At 44.4% G+C, this 24710-nt stretch carries 25 protein-coding genes; 7 read left to right on the forward strand and 18 right to left on the reverse strand.

Annotated elements, in window-relative coordinates:
• Window positions 1–73: 73 nt before the first annotated feature.
• From mscL to arfB, 5 genes are all read left to right on the forward strand, one after another.
• Entirely contained in the window at window positions 74–478 is a 405-nt protein-coding gene (mscL, locus tag PHU20_RS15315; protein ID WP_274826264.1) for a large conductance mechanosensitive channel protein MscL, read from the forward strand.
• 248 nt (window positions 479–726) lie between these two features.
• Complete coding sequence (locus tag PHU20_RS15320; protein ID WP_274826265.1) at window positions 727–1716, forward strand: aspartate-semialdehyde dehydrogenase; 990 nt, start codon at window positions 727–729, stop codon at window positions 1714–1716.
• Window positions 1717–1821: 105 nt separating this feature from the next.
• The gene (locus PHU20_RS15325; protein WP_274826266.1) at window positions 1822–3978 is read left to right on the forward strand and encodes a prolyl oligopeptidase family serine peptidase; all 2157 of its coding nucleotides are present in this window, start codon (window positions 1822–1824) and stop codon (window positions 3976–3978) included.
• An 80-nt stretch (window positions 3979–4058) separates the two neighbouring features.
• Entirely contained in the window at window positions 4059–5033 is a 975-nt protein-coding gene (locus PHU20_RS15330; protein WP_274826267.1) for an ABC transporter ATP-binding protein, read from the forward strand.
• A gap of 3 nt (window positions 5034–5036) precedes the next feature.
• Window positions 5037–5441 carry an alternative ribosome rescue aminoacyl-tRNA hydrolase ArfB gene (gene arfB / locus PHU20_RS15335; protein ID WP_274826268.1) on the forward strand — a complete coding sequence of 135 codons (405 nt, stop codon included), beginning with the start codon at window positions 5037–5039 and terminating at the stop codon, window positions 5439–5441.
• A 6-nt stretch (window positions 5442–5447) separates the two neighbouring features.
• On the opposite strand, the gene PHU20_RS15340 is transcribed toward arfB, so the two are convergent.
• From PHU20_RS15340 to pdxA, 9 genes are all read right to left on the reverse strand, one after another.
• A complete protein-coding gene (locus PHU20_RS15340) occupies window positions 5448–5909 on the reverse strand; it encodes a 3-oxoacyl-ACP synthase (protein WP_274826269.1) in 462 nt (153 codons plus the stop codon).
• A 57-nt stretch (window positions 5910–5966) separates the two neighbouring features.
• Window positions 5967–6626, reverse strand: a complete 660-nt coding sequence (locus PHU20_RS15345; RefSeq protein WP_274826270.1) for a hypothetical protein — start codon at window positions 6624–6626, stop codon at window positions 5967–5969.
• Window positions 6627–6778: 152 nt separating this feature from the next.
• Window positions 6779–7894, reverse strand: coding sequence for an NAD(P)/FAD-dependent oxidoreductase (locus PHU20_RS15350; RefSeq protein WP_274826271.1), 1116 nt, complete (start codon window positions 7892–7894; stop codon window positions 6779–6781).
• A 45-nt stretch (window positions 7895–7939) separates the two neighbouring features.
• On the reverse strand, window positions 7940–9292 hold the full coding sequence (accC, locus tag PHU20_RS15355; RefSeq protein ID WP_274826272.1) for an acetyl-CoA carboxylase biotin carboxylase subunit: 1353 nt from the start codon (window positions 9290–9292) through the stop codon (window positions 7940–7942).
• Window positions 9293–9363: 71 nt separating this feature from the next.
• A complete protein-coding gene (gene accB / locus PHU20_RS15360) occupies window positions 9364–9849 on the reverse strand; it encodes an acetyl-CoA carboxylase biotin carboxyl carrier protein (protein ID WP_274826273.1) in 486 nt (161 codons plus the stop codon).
• 26 nt (window positions 9850–9875) lie between these two features.
• Window positions 9876–10874 carry a beta-ketoacyl-ACP synthase III gene (locus tag PHU20_RS15365; RefSeq protein ID WP_274826274.1) on the reverse strand — a complete coding sequence of 333 codons (999 nt, stop codon included), beginning with the start codon at window positions 10872–10874 and terminating at the stop codon, window positions 9876–9878.
• Window positions 10875–11120: 246 nt separating this feature from the next.
• Window positions 11121–11318 (reverse strand): 50S ribosomal protein L32, encoded by a 198-nt coding sequence (rpmF, locus tag PHU20_RS15370; protein ID WP_274826275.1) that lies wholly within the window; start codon window positions 11316–11318, stop codon window positions 11121–11123.
• Between the two features lie 6 nt (window positions 11319–11324).
• Window positions 11325–11855 (reverse strand): YceD family protein, encoded by a 531-nt coding sequence (locus tag PHU20_RS15375; RefSeq protein WP_274826276.1) that lies wholly within the window; start codon window positions 11853–11855, stop codon window positions 11325–11327.
• A 162-nt stretch (window positions 11856–12017) separates the two neighbouring features.
• Window positions 12018–13064 carry a 4-hydroxythreonine-4-phosphate dehydrogenase PdxA gene (gene pdxA / locus PHU20_RS15380; protein ID WP_274826277.1) on the reverse strand — a complete coding sequence of 349 codons (1047 nt, stop codon included), beginning with the start codon at window positions 13062–13064 and terminating at the stop codon, window positions 12018–12020.
• Between the two features lie 84 nt (window positions 13065–13148).
• Between pdxA and PHU20_RS15385 the strand changes: the two genes are divergently transcribed.
• A complete protein-coding gene (locus tag PHU20_RS15385) occupies window positions 13149–13742 on the forward strand; it encodes a riboflavin synthase (RefSeq protein ID WP_274826278.1) in 594 nt (197 codons plus the stop codon).
• A gap of 3 nt (window positions 13743–13745) precedes the next feature.
• Here the strand turns inward: PHU20_RS15385 and PHU20_RS15390 are convergent, their stop codons facing one another.
• Window positions 13746–14831, reverse strand: coding sequence for an acyltransferase family protein (locus PHU20_RS15390; RefSeq protein WP_274826279.1), 1086 nt, complete (start codon window positions 14829–14831; stop codon window positions 13746–13748).
• A gap of 9 nt (window positions 14832–14840) precedes the next feature.
• Window positions 14841–16649, reverse strand: coding sequence for a sodium:solute symporter family protein (locus PHU20_RS15395; protein WP_274826280.1), 1809 nt, complete (start codon window positions 16647–16649; stop codon window positions 14841–14843).
• A 79-nt stretch (window positions 16650–16728) separates the two neighbouring features.
• On the opposite strand from PHU20_RS15395, the gene PHU20_RS15400 reads away from it, so the two are divergent.
• Entirely contained in the window at window positions 16729–17484 is a 756-nt protein-coding gene (locus tag PHU20_RS15400; protein ID WP_274826281.1) for a sulfite exporter TauE/SafE family protein, read from the forward strand.
• A gap of 387 nt (window positions 17485–17871) precedes the next feature.
• Here PHU20_RS15400 and PHU20_RS15405 read toward each other — a convergent pair whose 3' ends face one another.
• From PHU20_RS15405 to PHU20_RS15435, 7 genes are all read right to left on the reverse strand, one after another.
• Entirely contained in the window at window positions 17872–18288 is a 417-nt protein-coding gene (locus PHU20_RS15405) for an MFS transporter (protein WP_274826282.1), read from the reverse strand.
• 250 nt (window positions 18289–18538) lie between these two features.
• Window positions 18539–18757 (reverse strand): hypothetical protein, encoded by a 219-nt coding sequence (locus tag PHU20_RS15410; protein ID WP_274826283.1) that lies wholly within the window; start codon window positions 18755–18757, stop codon window positions 18539–18541.
• A gap of 546 nt (window positions 18758–19303) precedes the next feature.
• The gene (locus PHU20_RS15415) at window positions 19304–19594 is read right to left on the reverse strand and encodes a DUF2188 domain-containing protein (protein WP_274826284.1); all 291 of its coding nucleotides are present in this window, start codon (window positions 19592–19594) and stop codon (window positions 19304–19306) included.
• Between the two features lie 189 nt (window positions 19595–19783).
• The gene (locus tag PHU20_RS15420) at window positions 19784–20551 is read right to left on the reverse strand and encodes a hypothetical protein (protein ID WP_274826285.1); all 768 of its coding nucleotides are present in this window, start codon (window positions 20549–20551) and stop codon (window positions 19784–19786) included.
• 28 nt (window positions 20552–20579) lie between these two features.
• Window positions 20580–21314: an MIP/aquaporin family protein gene (locus PHU20_RS15425; protein ID WP_274826286.1), complete on the reverse strand. Its 735-nt coding sequence runs from the start codon at window positions 21312–21314 to the stop codon at window positions 20580–20582.
• A 30-nt stretch (window positions 21315–21344) separates the two neighbouring features.
• On the reverse strand, window positions 21345–22841 hold the full coding sequence (gene glpK / locus PHU20_RS15430) for a glycerol kinase GlpK (RefSeq protein WP_274826287.1): 1497 nt from the start codon (window positions 22839–22841) through the stop codon (window positions 21345–21347).
• 54 nt (window positions 22842–22895) lie between these two features.
• Window positions 22896–24455 (reverse strand): glycerol-3-phosphate dehydrogenase/oxidase, encoded by a 1560-nt coding sequence (locus PHU20_RS15435; RefSeq protein WP_274826288.1) that lies wholly within the window; start codon window positions 24453–24455, stop codon window positions 22896–22898.
• Window positions 24456–24710: the final 255 nt, after the last annotated feature.

A 24710-nucleotide genomic window follows, 5' to 3' on the forward strand; every position in this document is an offset into this window, starting at 1 on the left:
TAACATTTTGTTGTGAACTTTTTTTTTAGCTACATTGCGGAAACATTAATTATTAACTATAAACACACGTAAAATGCTAAAAGAATTCAAGAATTTCATCATGACCGGCAATGTCATTGAATTTGCCGTAGCCGTAATCATGGCAGGAGCCGTTGGCCTTGTGGTAAATGGCTTTGTTGCTGATATTATCATGCCTGTTGTCGGCCACTTTGCCGGGGGAATGGACTTTGCCAACCTAAAGATCATTTTAACGGAGAGTACCGGCGTCCAAGGGGAACCCGGATATGTTGCTGAAAATGCCATTCGTTGGGGAGCCTGGGTCAATACCCTTGTCAACCTATTGATCGTCGGATTTGTAATGTTCGTAATCGTTAAAGCTTACAACAAAACAAAAACCCCACCGGCCCCACCAGCTCCAAAAGGACCTAGCCAGGAAGATCTGTTGGCCGAAATCAGGGATTTATTGAAAAAACAATAAATACACTTATTTGCCCGGGTTACCCCTGGCATCCGCTACACTATAAAACCCCTTAACCGGCGCTCGTCAAAGCGCCGGTTTTTTTGTAGGCCCATCCCTTTCCAAGGCCATTTTTGGAAAGCCCAACCTCCCATGGATTGCATAATTGTTATATTTACAACTTTTTGTTATATTTTGATTATTTGATGCGATTTATCTTGTTCGATCCTATTACATGAACTACATTTGCCTTCTAAATCAATAGAATTATGAAAGTTGCAGTTGTCGGGGCCACCGGAATGGTTGGCGAAGTAATGCTTAAAGTATTGGCAGAACGAGATTTCCCTATTACCGAATTATTATTGGTAGCGTCAGAACGTTCTGTAGGTAAGAAATTAACTTATAAAGGGGAAGAGCATACCGTTATCGGTCTTTCGGACGCCGTTGCGGCCAAACCCGATGTGGCCATATTTTCGGCCGGGGGCGACACCTCCACGGAATGGGCCCCTAAATTTGCCGCAGTAGGTACCACCGTCGTGGACAACTCCTCTGCTTGGCGAATGGATCCCACAAAAAAATTGATCGTTCCCGAAATCAATGCCCATGAATTGACGGCGGAAGACAAGATAATCGCCAACCCGAACTGCTCTACCATACAAATGGTGATGGCATTGGCCCCATTACATGACAAATACAAAATGAAGCGTGTTGTCGTATCTACGTACCAATCGGTTTCAGGAACCGGTGTAAAGGCCGTACAACAATTGGAAAATGAAATTGCCGGCGTAGAAGGTGAAATGGCCTATCCTTATCCTATAGGTAGAAATGCATTGCCGCATTGCGATGTGTTCCTTGAAAATGGGTATACCAAAGAAGAAATGAAACTGGCCAAAGAGCCCCAAAAAATATTCAATGACCAATCGTTCTCCGTTTCGGCCACTGCCGTACGTATCCCAACGTCGGGAGGGCATTCCGAATCGGTCAACGTCGAGTTCCTCAACGATTTCGATTTGAACGAAGTACGTCGGTTATTGAACGATACCCCAGGGGTTACCGTTCAGGATAATCCTGAAACCAATACCTACCCCATGCCCATCTATGCACATGACAAGGATGAAGTGTTCGTAGGTCGTATCCGTAGGGACGAAACCCAGAAAAACACCCTGAACATGTGGATCGTTGCCGATAACCTTAGGAAAGGAGCGGCTACCAACGCCGTCCAAATAGCCGAATATTTGGTGGAAAATAAATTGGTGTAGTACCCATACCGCAAATAACCTTTACCTATCATAAAAACCTTTGGAACCCGTTGGTCTCCAAAGGTTTTTTTGTATTAAATTTAGCGGAGATATAGACGAGTGCACATGAAAAAAACAATGATATTTCCTTTGGTGGCCCTTTTCATAGGGGCCTGTACTACCAAAACCCAAAAAGATCCCATGACCGTGAATTACCCTACTACCAAAAAATCCGATTCCGTTGATACCTATTTTGGAACCGAAGTTCGAGACCCCTATCGTTGGCTCGAGGATGACCGCAGCCCCGAAACCGAAGCATGGGTAAAAGAACAGAATATCACCACCTTCGGCTATCTCGATAAAATACCGTTCCGAAACGACTTGAAAAAACGACTTGAAGGATTATGGAATTACGAAAAATTGGGTTCCCCTTTCAAGGAAGGCGATTACACCTATTTTTATAAAAACGACGGGTTACAGAACCAATATGTGGTCTATAGGCAAAAGGGGGATGCGGAACCCGAAGTCTTCCTAGACCCCAACACCTTCTCGGAAGATGGTACCACTTCGATGGCCTCACTCAATTTCACCAAAGACGGCTCCATGGCCGCCTATCTTATCTCCGAAGGGGGAAGCGATTGGCGCAAGGCCATTGTCCTGAAGACCGAAACCAAGGAAATCGTGGAAGACACTTTAGTCGATATCAAGTTCAGTGGTACTTCTTGGAAAGGCAATGATGGCTTTTATTATTCCAGTTATGACAAGCCTGAAGGAAGCGAGCTCTCCGCAAAAACCGACCAACACAAGGTCTATTACCATAAGCTAGGTACCCCTCAAAAGGAAGACAAGGTTGTTTACGGCGCCAAACCCGAGGAAAAACACCGCTATGTTTTTGCCAAAGTCAGTGAGGATAAAAGGTATCTATATATCTCGGCTTCAACCTCCACATCGGGCAACAAGCTATATATCAAGGATCTGACCCAACAGAACGGCAAACTGAAAACGATTTTGGACCATACCGATAGTGATAGTTATGTTATCGACAATGTAGGTTCCCAACTGTATATCGTTACCAATTTGGATGCTCCCAACCAAAAAATAGTAACCGTGGATGCCTCAAACCCCACCCCGGAAAATTGGGTGGATTTTATCCCCGATACCGAAAACGTACTTTCCCCGAATACCGGGGGCGGTTATTTCTTTGCCGAATATATGGTGGATGCCATCTCGAAAGTATTCCAATATGATTATGAGGGCAAGCTGGTTCGCGAAGTTGAATTACCCGGTATCGGCAGTGTCTCGGGATTCGGTGGAAAAAAAGAGGATACCGAATTCTATTTTTCGTTCACCAATTACAACACCCCCGGATCATCCTATAAATACGATGTTGAAAGTGGGGAATACGAACAATATTGGAAACCTGAAATAGATTTCAATCCCGAGGATTACGAATCGCACCAAGTATTCTATGATTCCAAGGATGGGACCAAGATACCCATGATCATTACCCATAAAAAAGGATTGGCGTTGAACGGCAAAAATCCGACCATTCTTTATGGGTACGGTGGTTTCAACATCAGTCTAACCCCGTCGTTCAGTATCGGTAATGCCGTATGGATGGAACAAGGGGGCATATACGCCGTTCCTAATCTTCGAGGGGGCGGGGAATATGGTAAAAAATGGCATGATGCCGGTATAAAGACCAAAAAACAAAATGTTTTTGACGATTTTATTGCCGCAGCCGAATATTTAATCGCGAACAAGTACACCTCTAAAGAGTACCTGGCCATCCGCGGTGGCAGTAATGGCGGTCTATTGGTCGGTGCTACCATGACCCAGCGTCCTGACTTAATGAAAGTGGCCTTACCAGCCGTTGGGGTCCTCGATATGCTCCGCTACCACACCTTCACAGCCGGTGCAGGGTGGGCCTATGACTATGGCACCTCGGAGGAAAGTAAGGAAATGTTCGAATACCTATTGGGATATTCCCCCCTACACAATATAAAGGAAGGAACCGAATATCCAGCTACCTTGATTACGACCGGTGATCATGATGATCGCGTGGTACCCGCCCATAGTTTTAAATTTGCTGCGGAACTACAAGCGAAACAAGCGGGAACCAACCCTACATTGATCCGCATTGAGACCAATGCCGGCCATGGTGCCGGTACCCCGGTCAGTAAAACCATTGCGCAATACGCCGATATATTCGGTTTCACCCTTTTCAATATGGGGTATGATGAATTACCCAATAAAGCAGTGTTGAAAGAATTTAAAGACTAAAACAAATTATATTTATATATTGGTGTAGGGTCTGTTTCTTTATTTGAAACGGACTTTATACCATTATAAAGTACCTATTTATGTTATATGTAGACCATGTTTCCTTTCGCTACAACACTTCTCCCGTGCTTGAGGACATCAATCTCAAAATAGGAAAGGGCGAACATGTATCCATTATTGGTGAAAGCGGATGTGGCAAGAGTACCTTATTGAAAATCATATACGGACTGTTACATGTGGAGGAAGGATCGTTGTTTTGGAACGATACCCAAATCTTGGGGCCCCATTTTAATTTGGTGCCCGGCGAACCCTATATGAAATACCTATCGCAGGATTTTGACCTAATGCCTTTTACCAAGGTCGAGGAAAATGTAAGCCAGTTTTTGTCGGTATTTGAACCCGAAAAGTTAAAGGAACGTACACAGGAACTGCTCGAAATGATCGAATTGACCGACTTTGCCAAGGTAAAGGTCAAATATTTGAGTGGTGGCCAACAACAACGGGTCGCCTTGGCCCGGGTCCTTGCCCAACGGCCCGAAGTCCTATTGCTTGATGAACCTTTCAGCCATATAGACAACTTTAGAAAGAATAGCCTGAGAAGAAATTTATTTGGGTATTTAAAGGAAAAAGGCGTCACCGTGATCACCGCAACCCATGACCATAATGATATGCTGCCCTATGCCGATACCGTCACCGTATTGAAAAACGGAAAGATCATTGCAAAGGATTCCCCCAAGGCCCTGTTCGAGCATCCCAAAGATCTTTATATCGCCGGTTTGTTCGGTGAAGCCAATAAAATCCCTATACACATCATAAAACCCTATGCCGATACTCAACGGGAGATCATAGTATATGCCCATGAATTCAAGGTATCGCAAAAATCGGGAATGGAGGTCGAGGTAAAACGCTCGTATTATAAAGGTGATTATTATATGATCGAAGGGATATATGAGGGGCAGCCTATTTTTTTCAACCACGGGACAGCCCTGGAAGAGCAAAAAAAAGTGTTTCTAAATATCTCCATAGAGACGATAAACCAACGATTGAACCGTTAAGTCGTGGATGCAAACGCCCTTCTTCAAGAAATAAAATTAAAAGCGATCAGAAGCGGTGGATCGGGCGGACAGCATGTAAACAAAGTAGCCACCAAAGTGGAACTTACCTTTGACGTAGCGGGTTCCAAAGTGCTTACGTCAAAAGAAAAAGAGCGTATCATCCATCAACTTGCCCCTAGGCTTACCAAAGATCATGTATTGATCCTTCAAGCCGAAGCTACCCGCAGTCAGTACCGCAATAAGGAATTGGCCATAAAACGGTTTTTACGACTTTTGGAAAATGCACTTCGGATCGAGAAAAAACGCAAAAAAACAAAACCTTCAAAATCATCGATCGAAAAAAGACTGGATAAAAAGAAAAGGGATGCCTTGAAAAAAAAGAGCCGCCGTAGACCGGAATTGGAATGATCGTCCTTAGGCAATCTCCAAGATCTTGATGTGTTCTTCCCCAAAGTGAATGGTCTGTCCGACATTTTTTCCCAATAGCATGATCCCGATAGGGGTATTCAGTGAAATACAATAATTCTTTTGGGGCGTGTCCAATTTGCATTCCCCGGCGGAAATGGACAAAAAATAATTTGCGGTCGTCGTTTTTACCAAGCTCCCTAGAGTGGCCGCCGTACGTGAAGTCGAAATATCGACCTTTTTAAGTACCCTCTGCATATCTTCCGCTTCAGAAAGCTGCCTTCCCAATTTTTCCCTTTCCAACTGCAGCATGGCCCTTCCCGTTTCGTGTTTATCCCCCGCACTACTTTTGGTTTCCGAGCTTAGGGCCTCCTGTATTTCATTGATTTGGGAATGTATTCGGGAGATACGATCCCGTACGAAATCCTCGCAAAATCGGTGCAACCTTCTTTTTAAATCTAAATTGTTCATAATGTAATGGTTAAATGCGATGACAATCCGGTTTTTGGGGAAATCATTCCATAGGCGCTACTCCTCATCGTGATATAAATCGGCCAGCCTATAGATGAGATAATTTATCATTTGATCCTCAGTACTTCCCATGGTGTACATAGTATGGATTTCGTTCCTGTTTTCCGCCATGAAAAAATCAATATCGTTAGATCGAAACTCACTAAAGATATTCCACGATTTAAGTCCGTTTAACATGTTCCTATGGGCATGGTACTTTTTTCTAACGTTCTCGTATTCTTTTCTAAAAGCCTTGTCTTTTTTTAGTTCGGCATTTTGTTGCATCGAATGATACCGATCGTATTCCGCCTTAATACGGTGGTCGGACTTTTCCGCTTCAGCAATGATCTTAAAATAAGCCCTTGAAACCAAAGATTGGAAACGCTCTTCAAATAGGGCTTCCATATTCAAATCGTTTGTAAAACCATCGTCAACGATATAGTCTTCGGCCGTGCTGGCATACAATTGAAGTTCGTTGGGTACCTCCTTGGAATTATCGGCCAATAATGAATTTTTCCAGGCCTCCGATTTTATGATCTCCTTCCAGATCCGGGTATATTCCCGCTGATATTTTGTTTTGCTGGATGAACAACTTATCGAAACCGCGCAAACGATAATTCCTAAACTTAACTTTTTAAAATGTTCCCTTGCAGTAGAACTGATCATGTAGTATCCCATTAATTGAATCAATAGTTCGATTTTACGATAGCTTATCGATAGCAATTAAATTCGAAAATACCAGGTAATCCGGTACTCCAGTAAGACCTAGGGCGGGTCATTGTCCTCACTGTCCGACAAGATATAAAGAAAAACGTAAAATGGGTAATTTTCTAAAATGAAAGTTCTGCCAGTTCCTTTCCGATTTGACTTCCAATGGCAATGCCCATACCCCCCAATCGCACTCCACAGAACACATGGTCCGAAAGTTGTTTACAGATCGGCTTTTTTACCTCACCTACCCCCATGATACCACTCCACCGCTGGGCAATCTGAAAAGGGGTGTTGGGCAAGATGGTTTTTGCCAACATTTTCTCCAATTCATTTTGGATCAACCCGGTTTCTCCCTGTTCATAGGTTTCTTCCCCTTTAAAATCGAGATGACGCCCCCCACCAAAGAGAATACGGTTATCGATATTCCTAAAATACCAATACCCCTCATCCAAATGAAACGTGCCCTTGATATGAAGGCCGCGTATGGGTTGGGTGATCAAAACCTGGGCACGCGCAGGTCGAACCTTTTCTTTAATAAGTTGGGAAGCAAAGCCATTGGTGGCAAGGAATACGTTGTTCGATCTAAACGAAAATGCATTTGTACGGACTTCCACCCCGCTACCCGTTTCCTGGAATTCCTCGACCTTTATGGCATTTAAAATCCGAATGCCCTTCCGTGCCACAAGGTCCAGGAGCGCGGCCATCATTTTACCCGTATCGATCTGGGCCTCCAGGGTATTGGTAATGTATTGTTCTTTTATGTGCTTAAAATGGAATACGTTCCCTTGTACTCGAAAGGCCGTTGTTTTGAAAACAGGTTTCAATAAGGCGTTTACCCTTTCAAGATTTTCGCAACAGGCCGAAAACAATTCTTCCTTGTTTTCCAAAAAGAGTTCATGTCCCCCAAGTTGTTGGAAATCCATCGTGGAATCCCCCACGGTTTTCCGAAGCAATTGAATTCCGTCCCATCGCTGCTGCACCAGTTGGGCCACTTCTTCCTCGGTATGGGACTTTAAATCGGAAAGGATCTCGGAAATACTGCCATAACAGGCAAATCCGGCATTCTTGGTACTAGCACCTTCGGGCAAAATACCCTTTTCCAATACCACTATTTTGGCCTTTGGATATTTTTCACGTAACCCCAAAGCACAATTCAGCCCCACAATACCACTTCCTACAATGGTAAAATCAATATCGGACAACCATGTTCTATATTCCCAATAACTGAGGTTCATGCCTAAAGATAAAAAACCCCGACGGTATCGTCGGGGTTTTTAATGTTAATCACCGAATGCGGGATCCATTTTAAAATCCTCCATGAACTTGGTGGTATAGTTCCCCGCCAAATAGTCGGGATGTTCCATTAATTGCCTGTGGAAAGGTATGGTCGTCTTTACGCCTTCGATGACGAATTCATCAAGTGCCCGCTTCATTTTATTGATAGCCTCTTCACGGGTTTGGGCCGTGGTTATCAACTTAGCGATCATAGAATCGTAATTGGGCGGAATGGTATACCCACTATAGACATGGGTATCCATACGAACACCGTGCCCTCCTGGCGTATGCAATGTCGTAATTTTCCCCGGCGAAGGCCTAAATCCGTTATACGGATCCTCCGCATTGATCCTACATTCTATGGCGTGTAATTTTGGATAGTAATTTTTACCGGAGATGGGAACCCCTCCTGCTACCAAAATCTGTTCCCGGATCAAATCGTAATCAACGACCTGTTCGGTGATCGGATGCTCCACCTGGATACGGGTGTTCATTTCCATAAAGAAGAAATTCCGGTGTTTATCCACAAGAAACTCAATGGTCCCGGCACCTTCGTATTTAATGAATTCGGCAGCTTTCACCGCAGCATTTCCCATTTCTTCCCGAAGCTTATCGGTCATATAGGGCGATGGGGTTTCCTCCGTTAATTTTTGATGCCTTCGCTGAATGGAACAATCCCGTTCGGACAAATGACATGCCTTACCGTATTGATCCCCGATGATCTGGATTTCAATATGGCGCGGTTCCTCAATCAACTTTTCCATATACATTCCACCATTGCCAAAAGCGGCAGTAGCTTCCTGAACGGCACTTTCGAAGAGGTCTTCCATTTCTTCTTCCTTCCAAACGGCCCGCATTCCTTTACCTCCACCACCGGCAGTAGCTTTGATCATTACGGGGTAACCCATTTTTTTGGCCACTTTCTTGGCTTCGGCAACATCTTTCAACAAGCCTTCGGAACCCGGTACTGTAGGTACACCGGCCTTTCTCATGGTTTCCTTGGCCGAAGCCTTATCGCCCATTCGGTCGATATGTTCCCCGGAAGCTCCGATGAATTTAATATCGTGCTCCGCACAAATCTTTGAAAACTTTGAATTTTCGGATAGAAAACCGTAGCCCGGATGAATGGCATCGGCATTTGTAATTTCGGCAGCGGCAATGATATTGGGTATTTTAAGATAGGATTCACTACTCGGAGCAGGACCGATACAAACGGCCTCATCTGCAAATCGTACATGTAGACTTTCCTCATCGGCCTTAGAATATACAGCTACGGTCTTAATCCCCATTTCTTTACAGGTCCGAATAATCCGCAGTGCAATCTCACCCCTATTTGCAATAAGTATTTTTTTGAACATCTCTTGTAGTTTTAAATTTTAAGCATAACGTTTTCAATAGTGCCAAGCACCGATTTCGAACTTAAAATCCACTAAGAAGGGTCAACCAAGAACAACGGTTGATCGAACTCTACAGGAGATGCGTCATCGACTAGGATCTTAACGATCTTACCGGAAACTTCAGATTCAATATCATTGAACAATTTCATGGCTTCTATTACACAAAGTACATCGCCCTTGGCTATAGTTGAACCAACTTCCACAAACGAAGGTTTATCTGGTGACGGTTTTCTATAGAACGTTCCGATTATCGGCGATTTAATGGTTATGTATTTCGATTCTTCCGCCGACTCTTTTGGAGCAGGGGCGGCGGGAGCGGCAGGTTCCGCTGCAGGTACGGCAACTGGGGCCATATGGCCTTGTGCAACCGGAACTTGATGTACATAGGTCGTTTCATTTCCCCCTGTAGTCGATCCCGTTCTTATGGTTATCTTAATGTCATCGGTCTCTAGCTTAACCTCACTGGCGCCGGATTTGGCGACGAATTTTATCAGGCTTTGAATTTCTTTAATATCCATAGAAAGTAATTTATATAGTTGATTTCTTATTTGTTATATGCCCATTTCAGATAAATGGCCCCCCAAGTAAATCCACCACCAAAGGCAGCGAATACGAGGTTGTCCCCTTTCTTTAGTTTATTTTCATAATCAAAAAGTAACAAAGGTAGGGTAGCCGATGTTGTATTACCGTACTTATCTATGTTCATCATGACCTTGGAATTGTCCAATCCCATCCTATTGGCGGTCGCATCGATGATACGTTTATTGGCCTGGTGTGGTACCAACCATGCCACATCTTGTTCGGAAAGGTTATTCCTTTTCATGATCAGTGCAGCTACATTGGCCATATTGCTGACCGCGAATTTGAATACGGTCCTTCCTTCTTGATAAATAAAATGTTTGCGGTTTTTAACGGTTTCCTCAGTGGCCGGCATCAACGATCCGCCCGCATCCATACCGAGAAACGCCCGTCCTGAACCGTCTGCCCTCAAATATTCGTCTTGCATCCCCAAACCTTCGGTATTGGGTTCAAAGAGTACCGCTCCGGCGCCATCCCCGAAAATGATACAGGTGGTCCTATCGGTATAGTCAACGATCGAGGACATTTTGTCGGCCCCGATCAATAAGACTTTTTTATACTTGCCCGATTCGATAAAACCGGCTGCTGTAGACATGCCGAACAAAAAACTGGAACATGCCGCCAACAAGTCATAGGCAAATGCATTGGTTGCCCCGATTTCCGAGGCGACGAAAGCGGCCGTTGAAGCCACTAAACTATCTGGGGTTGCGGTAGCCACAATGACCAAATCTATTTCTTTTGGGTCTATATCCCCTTTTTCAATCAAGTCCTCTGCGGCCTTTATGGCCATAAAAGAAGACCCTTTCCCCTCTTCATCCTTTAGAACCCTACGCTCTTTGATTCCTGTTCGTGTAGTGATCCATTCATCGTTGGTGTCAACCATTTGTTCAAGCATTTGGTTGGTCATGATGAATTTGGGGACATATCCCCCCACAGCTGTGATCGCCGCACTTAGTTTACCCATAGTTAGTTTGTGTTACTAATCAAAATATTAAAAAATGCTTCATAATCGGGGAAAAATAGTGATTTCTGAGGACTTTTTATCCAAAAAGAGATTGTTTATGACTAATTTGAACCAATTAGTCCTTTTAAAAAACCATTTCCCTTTACCCGTATGTAGTTAAGGCTTTTGTACGAATGATTCGATTTAGGCCATAAAAAAACCCCGCTTTTTTATGGCAGGGGTGTGTGTTTTATGCAAATTCAAGTCTTAAGCCTCAGCCTCCTCGGTTTGATCTATAAGGACTTGTCCTTTGTAGTATAATTTACCTTCATGCCAATGTGCCCTATGGTACAAATGCATTTCCCCGGTTGTTGGGTCTTTGGCGATTGTTGGTGCAACTGCCTTGTAATGCGTTCTTCGCTTGTCTCTCCTAGTTTTGGAAATTTTTCTTTTAGGATGTGCCATTATTAATTATTTATCCGTTTGTAACTTCTTTAATTCATCCCAACGGGGATCACTATCTTCACTGTCGTTTTTCTCTTCTTTTGGACTTAGTTCTGCAAGTTTGTCAAGTACCTTCGATTGAAGCGTGCCATCCAGGACTCCCGGATGGATTCTTTTTTGAGGTACGGCCAAAACCAACATTTCATAAACGTATTGCGCTATGTTCAATTGATGTTCGCCATGGGGAATGATCAATATCTCATCATTCTCATCATTGAATTCATCACCGAATTTGACCACCAATTCCAATGCCCCTTCAATCTCTTGATCATAAGGTTCACTGGTCGTATCGCAATCCACATTTACCGAGCCTTCCGCATGCATTTCCAATTCCAGCATGGTACTCATCTTATTGAGGACCACGGATAGGTTTATTTTGGCATCATTGAACTCGTCGTATCCAAAAGATTCAAAGAACGTATTGTTTATCTTATATTCAAACTCGTGTTTTCCTTGCTTCAATCCAGAGAAAGGAATATTGAACTCCTTTTGTTTCATCACCACAACACTTGTTTTTAATCCACTTGCCCACATAAAGGCGGGTGCAAAGATACTTTTTTTTTAATAAATGCCAATTATTAGCCTGTAAATCTTCTGTCTTTCATTCAGTTGTACGAAAACAGCCCTAAAAATGTGCCCTTTTCGGCTCAAATGGCCCGCTTATCTCCTCACTTTCTGCTTTTGTAAGGGGTTTTCGGTCAACTGTGCATACTCCTCCCTGTTCCTGAAAATTTGTATGGCCTTGAATAGTGCCTCCTTGAACGAATTGTTGTCGGCCTCTCCCTTTCCGGCTATTTCATAGGCCGTTCCATGATCGGGGGAGGTACGTACTTTTGAAAGTCCGGCCGTATAGTTCACCCCGTTCCCGAATGACAAGGTTTTAAAAGGTATAAGTCCTTGGTCATGGTATGCGGCAAGGATGGCATCGAATTTCTTGTAGCCGTCAGAACCAAAGAAACTATCGGCCGAATAGGGCCCGAAAACCAGGTGGCCCTTTTCTTTCAATTCCTTTATGACCGGTTTCATGACCTCCTCGTCTTCTTTGCCTATTACCCCGTGATCGCCGGAATGGGGGTTAATTCCCAATAGTGCGATTTTAGGCCTGGGGATGGCGAAATCCATTTGCAATGATTTCTCGATGATACGGATTTTGTTCCGAATCAAATCGGGACCTATAGCCTCAGGCACTTCTTTGACCGGTATGTGGTCGGTCAGCAGCCCCACTTTCAGGTCATCGGTTATCATGAACATTAGGCTCTCCCCACCAAACTCCTGGGCGAGATAGTCGGTATGGCCCGGAAATTTGAAATCCTTGGCCTGTATGTTTTTTTTGTTGATGGGCGCGGTGACCAATACATCGACTTTATCTTCCTGTAAAGCCTTGACGGCGGCCCGTAACGACCGAATGGCATAGTCCCCCCCTTGTTTGGTTTCCTTGCCGAACTCGACCTTGGGGGTTTCTTTCCAAACATTCACCACGTTTACCTTGCCTTCCAACGCCTTGTCGGCATCAGGCACCCCATTATAATTCAAGGTAATGCCCAAAGCGTTTTTCTGGAAAGTAATGGTCTTGTTGGAGGCAAATATTACGGGGGTGCAAAAATCCAACATCCGTGCGTCCTCAAAGGTCTTGAGTATGATTTCGCATCCAATGCCATTCAAATCCCCTATTGATATTCCTACCCTTATTTTTCGACTTTCCTGCATTATATAATTACCTTTGTGTTTTGCGATCGTATTTTAAATATGACGCTTGATCTTAAACACAAAATTACTTAATTTAAACGACACATGTTTACGGGAATAATCGAATCTTTGGGAGAAGTACAACAACTGGAAAAAGAAGGAGGTAATCTTCATATCAGCATCAATTCCTCGATAACCCAAGAATTGAAAATAGACCAAAGTGTTGCACATAATGGCGTTTGTCTAACGGTGGTTGCCATAAATGGACCCGTTTACACGGTCACAGCCATTGAAGAAACCCTTCTTAAATCGAACCTTGGGGAATTAAAGGTCGGGGATAAAGTGAATTTGGAAAGGGCGATGGTAATGGGTGCCAGATTGGATGGCCATATCGTTCAGGGCCATGTGGACCAAACCGGAAAATGTACCGCCATTTCCGAAAAGGACGGAAGCTGGTATTTCTCTTTTGAATATGATGCCGTATACGATAATGTGACCATTGAAAAAGGATCGATTTCCATTGATGGGGTCAGTCTTACCGTTGTAGACTCGGGTGCGAACCGTTTTAGTGTTGCCATTATCCCTTACACCTATGAAAACACAAGGTTCAATACATATCAAATAGGTAGTACGGTAAACTTGGAATTCGATGTTATCGGGAAATATGTTGCCCGTATGACGCAACACCTTGCGAAATAGCCCTTATACCTTTATGAATATTTTCTTTCTATGCATCATATAGCCAAGCCCTAAGTAGAAGGTTACCACGGTAAGGCCGTATAAAAGGGAGGAAAGTTCCTTAGCCATAAAATCGTGCACATACACGTTTTGAAAGAGCCATCCATGTAAGGAGGTATCCCCCACCGCTATCTGCCCCATTATCTTGCTGATAAAACTGGACAGAAAATATATGGTAATGGCATTGGCCCCGACATATTTAAAAATACTGCCGAATTCAATGTGCCGCACATCGGAAAAATAATAGATCAACGCCAGTAAAATATTGGCCCAACCGGCAGTCACCAATACGAAACTACTACTCCAAAGGGCCTTGTTGATGGGGAAAAGGGTATCCCATAGATAGCCCAGTACCAACATGGTGACCCCCAATCCCAAAAGCACCGATTCTTTCTTTTTCCGCTTGGAGGTCAATAAAAGACCCGTAAAAACCCCCAGTAAGGAAGTGGCAATGGACGGCAGGGTACTCAGCAACCCTTCGGGATCATAATCGGGTTTATAGTTATGGGTGCCGAAAACCTTGACATCGATATAATTCGCCAAGTTGTTGGGGGCGCGATTAAAGGTCGATGCAACGCCTTCTACGGGTACATAGGCCATTACCAGCCAATACCCGACCAAAACCGCAACACAGATACCGATTAAGACCTTCCAATTAAAGTTCATGAACAGGATGGCCGCAAAAAAGAACACCACCCCAATACGCTGCAGTACCCCCGGAAACCGGATACTTTCAAAATCCTTAATAAAGGGGAAATGGATCAAAAAAGCCCCTAGGAACAACCCCAGACCGATCAATTTCAGACTCCGTACGACAATCTTCCGGTAGGTAGGCCAGGAAGCCGTCTTGTGCTGATAGGCGAAAGCTATGGAAGTACCCACGATAAAAAGGAAAAACGGGAATACGAGATCTGTTGGGGTATATCCATGCCAATCGGCATGTAATAAGGGCGCATATACGTTCGACCAGGTCCCCGGCGTATTCACCAAAATCATCAATACGATGGTCAACCCCCTAAAGATATCGACCGAAATCACCCTATTTCCCATATGTTTTATTTATAGAATATTGTCTTTCATTTTGCCCCAAGCCTTGATCAAAAGGAAACCGGAAACTGCGGCGATTCCGGTCAAGATCAGTGCCGATGTGGTATGCCCATAGATCCAATGACCCGTTGCGAACATGATGGTATAGATCAGCACCACACCCAATAGCATGGCTAAAATACCTTGGGGAACACTCCATTTTTCACCCTTATCGATCACAACACCATCCTCCTTGGCTTCGGCGACCACTTTTGCCCATCCGGGACCACCGGGTTGTATTTTTTTGTAGAAGGAGTACAATACCATATTTGACTCCGGTGGGGTAATGAACGTTGCAACCAACCAGATAAGGGTAGTGATGACCATGACAAAAGGAATTTCCCCCCACTCTGGCAACCATCCCGTTTCCGGGGCAAAAAAGAAAGCCCCCAAGGGAGTCGCCTTAAGCGAAATGGATAGGATGCCCGATGCGAACATGGCCGAAATCTCGGTCCATGCATTGATCCGCCACCAGAACCATCTCAATATAAAAATGAGTCCGGTACCTGCCCCGAACAACAAGAGCATATCAAAAATCTGCATGGCATTCTGCATCAGTAAGGCAAGTATCGCACTAAAAACCATGAGTATGACCGTTGAAAACCGCCCTACGGCCACCAATCTTTTTTCTGTGGCATTCGGATTGATCTGTTGCTTATAAAAATCAAAAACGATATAGGAAGAACCCCAGTTCAATTGGGTGGAAATGGTACTCATATAGGCAGCTATCAACGAAGCCAATACCAAGCCCAACAAACCACTGGGTAATTTGGTCAACATGGCCGAATAGGCCAGATCATGCCCCAACTTATCGGCCGGAACATCGGGAAATGCCGCTGAAATACTGGCAATATCGGGATATACCACCAAAGACGCCAAGGCGACAACGATCCACGGCCAAGGCCTAAGGGCATAATGCATGATATTGAAAAAGAACGTCGCACCTATGGCATGGTTCTCGTTTTTGGCGGCCAACATACGCTGGGCGATATAGCCGCCCCCACCGGGTTCCCCCCCAGGGTACCACGAACTCCACCATTGTACCGCAAGCGGGATCACCAATAAGGTAATCACCATTTCCGTATTGCTGAAATCGGGAAGGATGGAAAGTTTATCCTTTACATTTTCATTGGCCATTACGGCATGGATCCCCCCGACCTCAGGAAGGTTCACCAAGTAATACGCGGCCCCTATGGCCCCTGCCATGGCGACAAAAAACAACAGGAAATCGGTATAGACCACGCCTTTGAAACCCCCCAAGGCACTAAAGGTAACGGTAATCAAGCCGGCACCGACAACGGTCTCCCAAGGTTCCAATCCCAACATGATCCCCCCGATTTTTATTGCGGCCAAGGTTACGGCCGACATGGTGATCACATTAAAGATGACCCCAAGATAAACCGCCCTGAATTTACGCAAGAAACTGGCGGGCTTTCCCCCATAACGCAATTCATAGAACTCCAAATCGGTATTCACGTTCGATTTTCTCCACAGCTTGGCATAGACGAATACCGTTAACATCCCCGTAATCAGAAAACACCACCAACCCCAGTTGCCCGAAACCCCGTTATTACGTACCAGATCGGTGACCAAGTTCGGGGTATCGGTAGAAAAGGTAGTGGCCACCATGGAAAGGCCCAACAACCACCAAGGCATGGTTTTCCCGGAAAGAAAGTATTCCGATGAATTTTTACCGGATTTTTTGGAAACGTAAATGCCGATGCCCAAAACGATTGAAAAGAAAACGGCGATAAAGCCGTAATCCAGTATGCTTAATTTCATGGGGGGATAAAGTTTGTTGGTTAAGGGTTAAAGATAAAATTTTTTAAGATACTTTTGCTTTGTTTCCTAAACATCTATAGTGCTCCTAACGATACAATCGGACATATCAACTATGGCATGGGTCATGGCATTCGCCGCGACCTTTGTGGTCGGTATTTCCAAGGCCGGAATCAAGGGGGTGGCCATTATCAACGTAACCCTTATGGCTTTGGCCTTTGGTGCCAAAGAATCTACCGGACTCGTGGTTCCCTTGCTCATTTTGGCCGATATCTTTGCAGTGATCTACTACAACCGGCATACCCAATGGACGTACATCCTGAGGTTTTTACCTTGGATTATCGTAGGTATATTGATCGGGGTATATATTGGGCTAGATCTTGATGAACAAACCTTTAAAATAGGGATGGCCATTATTATCCTTGGCAGTGTGGTCATGATGTACTGGTGGGACCGAAAAAAAACCAAGAAGGTACCTACCCATTGGACCTTTGCCGGATTCATCGGGATTTTAACGGGCATTACCACCATGATCGGTAATTTGGCCGGAGCCTTCAGCAATATCTTCTTTTTGGCAATGCGACTGCCCAAAAATGAATTTATAGGTACGGCCGCATGGCTGTTCCTGATCATCAACCTATTTAAACTCCCTTTCCATATCTGGTCTTGGGGCACTGTTACCCCTGAAACCTTATTGATCAACCTAAAATTGGCCCCTGCCATTTTTCTTGGACTTTTTATCGGGGTACGTTTGGTGAAGATCATCAAAGAGGACTTTTATCGCAAGATGATCCTAGTGCTTACCGCCTTTGGGGCGATCATGATCTTGGTGAAATAAGTCCTATTGCAGCGAATGCCCCGTACCATTTACAAGGCCCTCCCATAGGGTATCGGTCAAAAAATGGAACCGGTATGGTGCACGCCCATCCAAAGGATCCAAGAAAGACCCAAACAAATCAAAAACCGTCCTATCTCTATATAATCTATCCGTGTACGCATAGAACAAGAATTTATATGAAAGTGTAAAATTAAGAGGGAAACCCCTTACACGGATTTGTTTTGGACCAAGGGTAATTATTCTCGTTAAAGTTTGGGAATGAACCCAAAAGCGATTGTGATCGGGCACCCAAACAGCCAGGGTGCATCGCTCTACCCCTATACATTTGCCCTAAAGGAATGCGAAAAAGGGCATTTTATCACATCGTTAAAAAACCACCCTTCAGATTTAAAACCCTCCTGTGTGCTGCAGTTCGTTTTTGATCCTTGCCTCGGTAGGGTGCAGGAAAACCATATATGCGATGATGAAAATACCAAAGACCACCAAACCTGGCTTTAGGAAAAGGATCAAAAATGCCGCTCCTTCCATTAAAGCCCAGCGCACCAAAGCAGCACTTTGGTAATAGGGTATTTTTTCTTCCAAACTCTTTTTTCGGTCTATCTTCTCCAATTGCGCCTTAAAAAGAAAATTCCCCATTAAAACGGCGGCAATGGCAATACATATGAACACCATGGCCTCGGTATCCAATTCGGGGAATTCCAGTAAGGTCGATATCGTAAAGTCCCCCACAACAAAATAGGCCAGGGTTACTCCTATACAAAGGGCGAAATGTACTATTTTAAGGGTCTGTAGTTTCTCTTTCATGAAAATAGGTTTCGTTGGTTTTTATCAATGGATCTTAAACAAAGATCATATCATGTAAGATAATCACTTTTTACAAATAGTCTTAAACAATAAGATAATTCCTTTGCACAACCCATCCGTTAGTATCCAAATCCCCATTTTTTACAAACCCTTTTTTTTTGTTCCTGATAGCTTCTTATTCAAGCAAGTGGTGAAAACATATGGATAACCCTAGAAAACGTGTACCTGTAATTGATACCTTACTTTAAGATTAAGCCATTTTGGCTTTGTTCCTCTTCGTAGTAAAAGATAACGCTTTCTTTACCCTTGAATTTTTGAATTTGTACAAACGGGCTACTGTATTCCCGTTAGTGGAAGAAGTAATGTTGGTCATTTCTATAGTTTCTACCTTAATATCGGCTTTAGCATCTTGGGCTTGGGCAGTTACTCCGATGGTAAGAACAAAGATTAAAGTTAAGATAGTTTTCATGACTTGCGTTTTTATATAATAAAAACGCAGCAGCGGGTATCGAGCTAGGTTGTAAAACGTTCAAAACCCCTTATTTTTCGGTAACTGACAGGAATCCGGATAAAGTGCATAAAATGCTCGATAAACGTATTGGGACCCAAAAACACCTCACCGAAGGTATGTGTATTTCATCGGGATAAGCGACCGCTATCCAGCACCGTTTTTGAAGGTTTCGATGGAGAATCGGGGTCCATGCAATAATTACATAAGAAAAGGCCCTTTAGGATAATAAATAAAATGGAGATCTTGCCTCATGACCCCAAAGGCCCGTAGCGGAATTCTTTTCAAGTTGCCCCATCACTTACTGCTATTGTGAGTAGACTTTAGCCGAAAAACAAAAAAACCTGGGAAGCGAATAAAAATTTCCTTTGTATCCACAGCTGAATGGACAACAAAGAAAATCACTTGCTGCGGATAGTGGATAGGGCCAGAACTTCACTAGAGGGTTTTTACGTCTTTATACCGAATTTCTTCACCCCGGAAAAATGCCCCCTTTCCATTCGATCCCTAATCGTAATTCAATCGATCCCGTATGGTGCCATCCTTACGATGGATGATCACATCGGCCTTGTATTTGCGAGCCAATCGTTTGGCTTTATTTATGGCCGTATCTTGGCGTTGGTGTACGGAGGTAATGCGTTTGTTGCCCTCACGCCTAACGGCCCAACCGTTCTCATGTGGGACTACGTGCTGGTGCCATGTCCTTCCTCGTTTACTTTGACGCGAACTTTTCAAAAAGACTTCCACCAGTTCACTTAAAAGGGTTATCCAAGATTTGGCACGGTTACTTTGCGGCATTTCACATGGTTTTAATGGGGTCGAAGATACTATTTTCAGCCAAGAATGTAAGTATCCCCGTTTCACGTTCCCTCTTTGGCGATCCTAAGGCCGATCGTTTTCATACCCCATTCCCCAAAAAAATAACCCATGATCTGAAAAACCTTCAAACCATGGGTTACCACAAAAATTGGGAGACTATTTTTTGGGTCAAAACAAACTGACCGCCAATTGTACCCTAGCAATTTTTTGTGAGGGGTTCCAAAGGGTCGTTGCCGACACGGGGAAACGCAACTCCGCAAACCTAAGGGTCTTTGAGGCCGTAAGCCCTACATTGACCAAATCGAAGTTTTGTTCGCCATCTCCGTACAAATGGGTGTCCCCATTTAGTGAGAACCCTGCTCCGACGAAACCGTTTAAGTTGACTTTGGAATTCCGGATCAAAGGATAAGAGGCTTCCACATAGGTAGAATACCGCTGTTCCATATCCCCATCATCGTTCAATTGGGCATCCCCGCTTCCGTACAACAACATATCGGCTTCCAAACGTAAAGGGAAACTTTCATCAAAAGTGTAAGAAGTTCTCAGATCCAATAAATGGGTGGTGCTGTTCTGATCGTAATTCCACACATCGGGGCTTTCCACGCTACGGGTATTGAACAAATCCCAAAGGCCAATGGAAAAGCCATTCTCGGCATATTGTACATAGTAATTTATCTCTTTGTACGAGGTACCGTCCGCATCATTGGAGACGGACATTCCGCCCCAAAATCCGGTAGTAAAACTGCCCGACGCATTCAATTTCAATTTTGAAAAAACAGCGACCATGGGTTTATCGGTAATGACCAAACCTCGCCATAAATGGTTCGTTTTTACGTCCACATTAAAATCGATGGGACTGTCTTTCAATTCCGTTTCTTGGGCATGGCCCATTTGTGCCATAAATAGCACTACGCATACTACGAGTATTTTTTTCATTGTATTTTACTATTAGGGAACTATTCTATTACAAGGCCATATATAAATACGCTGCAATGACACATCCGATGATGGGGCCCACAACGGGAATCCATGCATACCCCCAATCACTTTTACCTTTTACGGGTAAAATGGAGTGCATGATCCTTGGTCCCAGATCTCGTGCGGGATTAATGGCGTACCCTGTGGTACCACCAAGTGCCAGACCGATGACCCAGACCAAGAGGGCGACAGGAACCGCCCCAATGGAACCCAAACCTATGATGGCCTTCGCATCTACCTCACTGATGATTTCCAATTTCGGACCTGCCAAATAGAAGATGACAAAAACCAGGACAAAGGTTCCGATGATCTCGCTTATCAGGTTGGAAAAAGTGTTCTTAATTGCCGGTCCCGTACTGAAACAAGCTAACATTCCCCCTTCATCATCGGTGATCTTAAAGTGGTCTTTATAGAATACCCACACAAAAAACGCCCCTAACATGGCCCCGATCATTTCCCCGGCAAGATATTCGGGGACAATGGCCCAAGAAATCTTCCCTGCCACGGCCAAGGCTATGGTTACCGCCGGATTCAAATGGGCGCCGCTATACGGGCCGGCCACGACTACTCCGATGAATACCCCCAAAGCCCAAGCTGTGGTTATTTCGATCCATCCCGCACCGTTACCTTTGGTACCTTTCAATACCGCATTGGCTACGACGCCGTTCCCCATAAGGATCAGGAGCATGGTACCCAATATCTCTGCTACAAAAATTGACATGATTAACAGTTTTATGGTTATTGATTATGGTTATTCTTCGATCCAATTCCGGGCACATTTAACGGCCTTATGCCAGTAATGCAACATATTGTCGACTTTCTCTTTAGGGGCTTCCGGATAGAATTCCTTATCAATACTCCATTGTGATTGGATGTCGTCTATACTGTCCCAATAACCAACGGCCAAACCTGCCAAATAAGCGGCTCCCATGACGGTTGTTTCCAAGGTTTTCGGTCTAATGATCTTGAATCCGAAAAGATCCGCCTGTATCTGCATCAATAAATTACTGGCACTTGCACCTCCATCAACGCGTAGTTCTATACTTTTTTCACCGGCATCGGCTTCCATTGCCCTTACGATATCGTAAACTTGAAATGCTATACCCTCTATGGTTGCGCGTGCGATATGTGCATCGGTCGTTCCACGTGTAATCCCCATCATGCCACCGCGGGCATATTGGTCCCAATAAGGAGCTCCCAAACCTGTCAAGGCAGGCACGAAATAAACCCCTCCATTATCTTCCACGGTTTCCGCCAAATGGTTGATACCCGGGGCTGTTTTTACCATTTTTGCCCCATCGCGTAACCATTGTATGGCGGCTCCACCCACAAAGACACTACCTTCGAGGGCGTATGAGGTTTTCCCATTGATTTTCCAGGCAACGGTAGTCAAAAGGTTGTTTTTGGAATACACTGCCTTATCACCGGTGTTCATTAATAGGAAACATCCCGTACCATAGGTGTTTTTGACCATTCCCGGTTCGGTGCACATTTGACCGAACAAGGCAGCTTGTTGATCCCCTGCGATACCGGCGATCGGAATTTTGGTAGAGAACAGCGTGGTAGCCGTAGTACCGTAAATTTCACTGCTTTCCTTCACTTCGGGCAACATGGCTTTGGGAATGTTGAACAATGCCAACAATTCATCGTCCCATGCCATGGTATGGATATTGAACAACATGGTCCTACTGGCATTGGAGACATCGGTAATGAACATTTTTCCTCTGGAGAGTTTCCAGATTAGCCAAGAATCAACGGTTCCAAAGCACAGTTTACCCGCTTCGGCTTTTTCCCGGGCCCCTTCGACATTATCCAAGATCCATTTAAGTTTGGTCGCGGAAAAATAGGCATCGATCACCAATCCCGTTTTCTTTTTGATCATATCAATATGGCCGGCTTCCTTCAACTCATCGCAATATCTCGATGTTCTTCTATCTTGCCAAACGATGGCATTGTAAATGGGCTCGCTGGTTTCACGATCCCAAACCACGACGGTTTCCCGCTGGTTCGTAATACCGATGGCCGCGATACCATCCCCGTTGATACCCTGTTGGGCCACAACCTCAGCGGCTACCGAAATCTGTGAGGACCAAATGTCATTGGGGTTGTGTTCTACCCATCCTGGTTTAGGAAAAATCTGTTCGAAGGGTTTTTGGGAAACCCTGACAATTTGCCCGTCATGATTGAATAAAATCGCACGGGAAGATGTGGTCCCTTGGTCAAGGGCTAAAATCAGTTTATTCTTCATTGTATATTGATTAATTTGGTTTTAATTGTCTCTAGAAACACTTAAAACGGGGGGTTATAAAATATAGTTAGAGGTAACCTCTATATAATCCGCTACTTGCTTGGTTTGCCAATCGGCATCTTTTCCCAGTTCTTCGGCCATGATCTCGGCCACCTTGGGTGCCATTCGGATACTCTCCTTGGCATCCAACAACTGACAACGGGTCCTACGGGCAAGGAAATCCTCGACACTACGGGCCATTTCATTTCTTACGGCCCATACCACCTGTGCTTCCAAGACCTTCAATGACTCGCTTAGGGTCTTGCTGTATCCGTTTACTTTGGATAAGCCAATGATCGCATCTTCATCGCTACCATAGAAGTACAAGGGGTCCTCAAGGTTTACGTTCTCTTTATAGCCGTGTATCCTCAGGTGGGTCGTTTTGGTGGGAATATGTGCCCATCCGTGGTTTCGCTCTGCCTTATCGACCAAATCCTCGCCCATTTTACGATAGGTGGTCCATTTTCCACCCACCATGGTCAAGAGTCCGGATTCGGATTCGAAAATCTTATGGCTTCTCGATATTTCTTTCGTTTTCTTTCCTTCCCCGCTGGGAGCGGCCAAAGGTCTTAACCCGGCGAATACACTTAAGACATCGCTCCTTTTCGGTGCTTTGGTCAAATAGCGACTGGCCGTATCCAATATAAAGTTGATCTCCTCTTCCAGGGCCACAGGCTCCAACGATTCCTTTTCTATAGGGGTATCGGTTGTTCCTACGACCACCTTATCATGCCATGGCACCAAAAACAGGACCCGGCCATCATCGGTTTTCGGAATCATGATGGCATCGGTACCCGGTAAGAACGATTTGTCCAAGACCAAATGCACGCCTTGGCTAGGAGCTATGGTTTTTTGGGCGTGGGGCGAATCCATTTTCAAGACATCATCGGCAAAAACACCGGTCGCATTCACAATTTGCTTTCCTTTTATTTCGTATCCTTTATTTTCTTCCTCATCAATGAACTTTACCCCGCACGATTTTCCGTTTTCATCTTTGAGTATTCCCACTACGGAACAATAATTAATGACAATGGCTCCCATTTCGGCAGCGGATTGCAGGGTGTTGATCGCCAAACGGGTATCGTCGAACTGCCCATCGTGGTAAACGACACCTGCCGAAATCTTATCCGGATTTATCGTTGAGATCCGTTTTAGGGTCTTTGCCTTTGAAATACGCTTAGACCTTCCAAGGCTTAATTTACCCGCCAACAAATCGTAAAGGGTGAGTCCGACCGTATATTGAACCTCGTCAAACAGCCCGTGGGTAGGGATGACAAAGGAAAGGTCTTTTACCAAGTGTGGCGCATTTTGGGTCAACAACCCCCTTTCGACAACGGCTTCCCTGACAAGACCCACATCCCCTTGTGCCAGGTATCGTACGCCCCCATGCACCAATTTGGTACTTTTACTGGAGGTTGATTTCGTAAAATCGGACTTCTCGAGCAAAACGACCGAGTAGCCCCTTGCGGACGCCTCAAGTGCTACCCCGATACCGGTAGCCCCACCTCCTATTACTATGAAATCGTAAGTTTTGGAATCGCTCCTTAACTTATCCAACATTTCTTTTCTATTCATGACTCACTGCTTTATCTTTTAGTAATGCTTTCTAATTCGAGATTAAATGTACAACAAAACGAAACAATTCAAAACTTATTTTTTGTTGTTTTTTATTTTTTTACCAACCTATGATTTTTGTCATAAAAATGAAACCCATCGCCTATTCCTTAATTTTATCCCCTATATATTAACATTGACCCTTATTTTTACCCTATAAAATCCGAAATAGACAAGATTTAAACTTTCGTTTTCGGTACTAAATGGATCAACAAA

Origin of the sequence: Maribacter polysaccharolyticus (assembly GCF_028882255.1) — a bacterium.
GTDB lineage: Bacteria > Bacteroidota > Bacteroidia > Flavobacteriales > Flavobacteriaceae > Maribacter_A > Maribacter_A polysaccharolyticus.

Bases quoted from the DNA above. Each gene is read 5' to 3' on its own strand.
- mscL (WP_274826264.1), top strand. From the start codon at position 74: ATGCTAAAAGAATTCAAGAATTTCATCATGACCGGCAATGTCATTGAA.
- PHU20_RS15320 (WP_274826265.1), top strand. From the start codon at position 727: ATGAAAGTTGCAGTTGTCGGGGCCACCGGAATGGTTGGCGAAGTAATG.
- PHU20_RS15325 (WP_274826266.1), top strand. From the start codon at position 1,822: ATGAAAAAAACAATGATATTTCCTTTGGTGGCCCTTTTCATAGGGGCC.
- PHU20_RS15330 (WP_274826267.1), top strand. From the start codon at position 4,059: ATGTTATATGTAGACCATGTTTCCTTTCGCTACAACACTTCTCCCGTG.
- PHU20_RS15340 (WP_274826269.1), bottom strand. From the start codon at position 5,909: ATGAACAATTTAGATTTAAAAAGAAGGTTGCACCGATTTTGCGAGGAT.
- PHU20_RS15345 (WP_274826270.1), bottom strand. From the start codon at position 6,626: ATGGGATACTACATGATCAGTTCTACTGCAAGGGAACATTTTAAAAAG.
- PHU20_RS15350 (WP_274826271.1), bottom strand. From the start codon at position 7,894: ATGAACCTCAGTTATTGGGAATATAGAACATGGTTGTCCGATATTGAT.
- accC (WP_274826272.1), bottom strand. From the start codon at position 9,292: ATGTTCAAAAAAATACTTATTGCAAATAGGGGTGAGATTGCACTGCGG.
- accB (WP_274826273.1), bottom strand. From the start codon at position 9,849: ATGGATATTAAAGAAATTCAAAGCCTGATAAAATTCGTCGCCAAATCC.
- PHU20_RS15365 (WP_274826274.1), bottom strand. From the start codon at position 10,874: ATGGGTAAACTAAGTGCGGCGATCACAGCTGTGGGGGGATATGTCCCC.
- rpmF (WP_274826275.1), bottom strand. From the start codon at position 11,318: ATGGCACATCCTAAAAGAAAAATTTCCAAAACTAGGAGAGACAAGCGA.
- PHU20_RS15375 (WP_274826276.1), bottom strand. From the start codon at position 11,855: ATGAAACAAAAGGAGTTCAATATTCCTTTCTCTGGATTGAAGCAAGGA.
- pdxA (WP_274826277.1), bottom strand. From the start codon at position 13,064: ATGCAGGAAAGTCGAAAAATAAGGGTAGGAATATCAATAGGGGATTTG.
- PHU20_RS15385 (WP_274826278.1), top strand. From the start codon at position 13,149: ATGTTTACGGGAATAATCGAATCTTTGGGAGAAGTACAACAACTGGAA.
- PHU20_RS15390 (WP_274826279.1), bottom strand. From the start codon at position 14,831: ATGGGAAATAGGGTGATTTCGGTCGATATCTTTAGGGGGTTGACCATC.
- PHU20_RS15395 (WP_274826280.1), bottom strand. From the start codon at position 16,649: ATGAAATTAAGCATACTGGATTACGGCTTTATCGCCGTTTTCTTTTCA.
- PHU20_RS15405 (WP_274826282.1), bottom strand. From the start codon at position 18,288: ATGAAAGAGAAACTACAGACCCTTAAAATAGTACATTTCGCCCTTTGT.
- PHU20_RS15410 (WP_274826283.1), bottom strand. From the start codon at position 18,757: ATGAAAACTATCTTAACTTTAATCTTTGTTCTTACCATCGGAGTAACT.
- PHU20_RS15415 (WP_274826284.1), bottom strand. From the start codon at position 19,594: ATGCCGCAAAGTAACCGTGCCAAATCTTGGATAACCCTTTTAAGTGAA.
- PHU20_RS15420 (WP_274826285.1), bottom strand. From the start codon at position 20,551: ATGAAAAAAATACTCGTAGTATGCGTAGTGCTATTTATGGCACAAATG.
- PHU20_RS15425 (WP_274826286.1), bottom strand. From the start codon at position 21,314: ATGTCAATTTTTGTAGCAGAGATATTGGGTACCATGCTCCTGATCCTT.
- glpK (WP_274826287.1), bottom strand. From the start codon at position 22,841: ATGAAGAATAAACTGATTTTAGCCCTTGACCAAGGGACCACATCTTCC.
- PHU20_RS15435 (WP_274826288.1), bottom strand. From the start codon at position 24,455: ATGAATAGAAAAGAAATGTTGGATAAGTTAAGGAGCGATTCCAAAACT.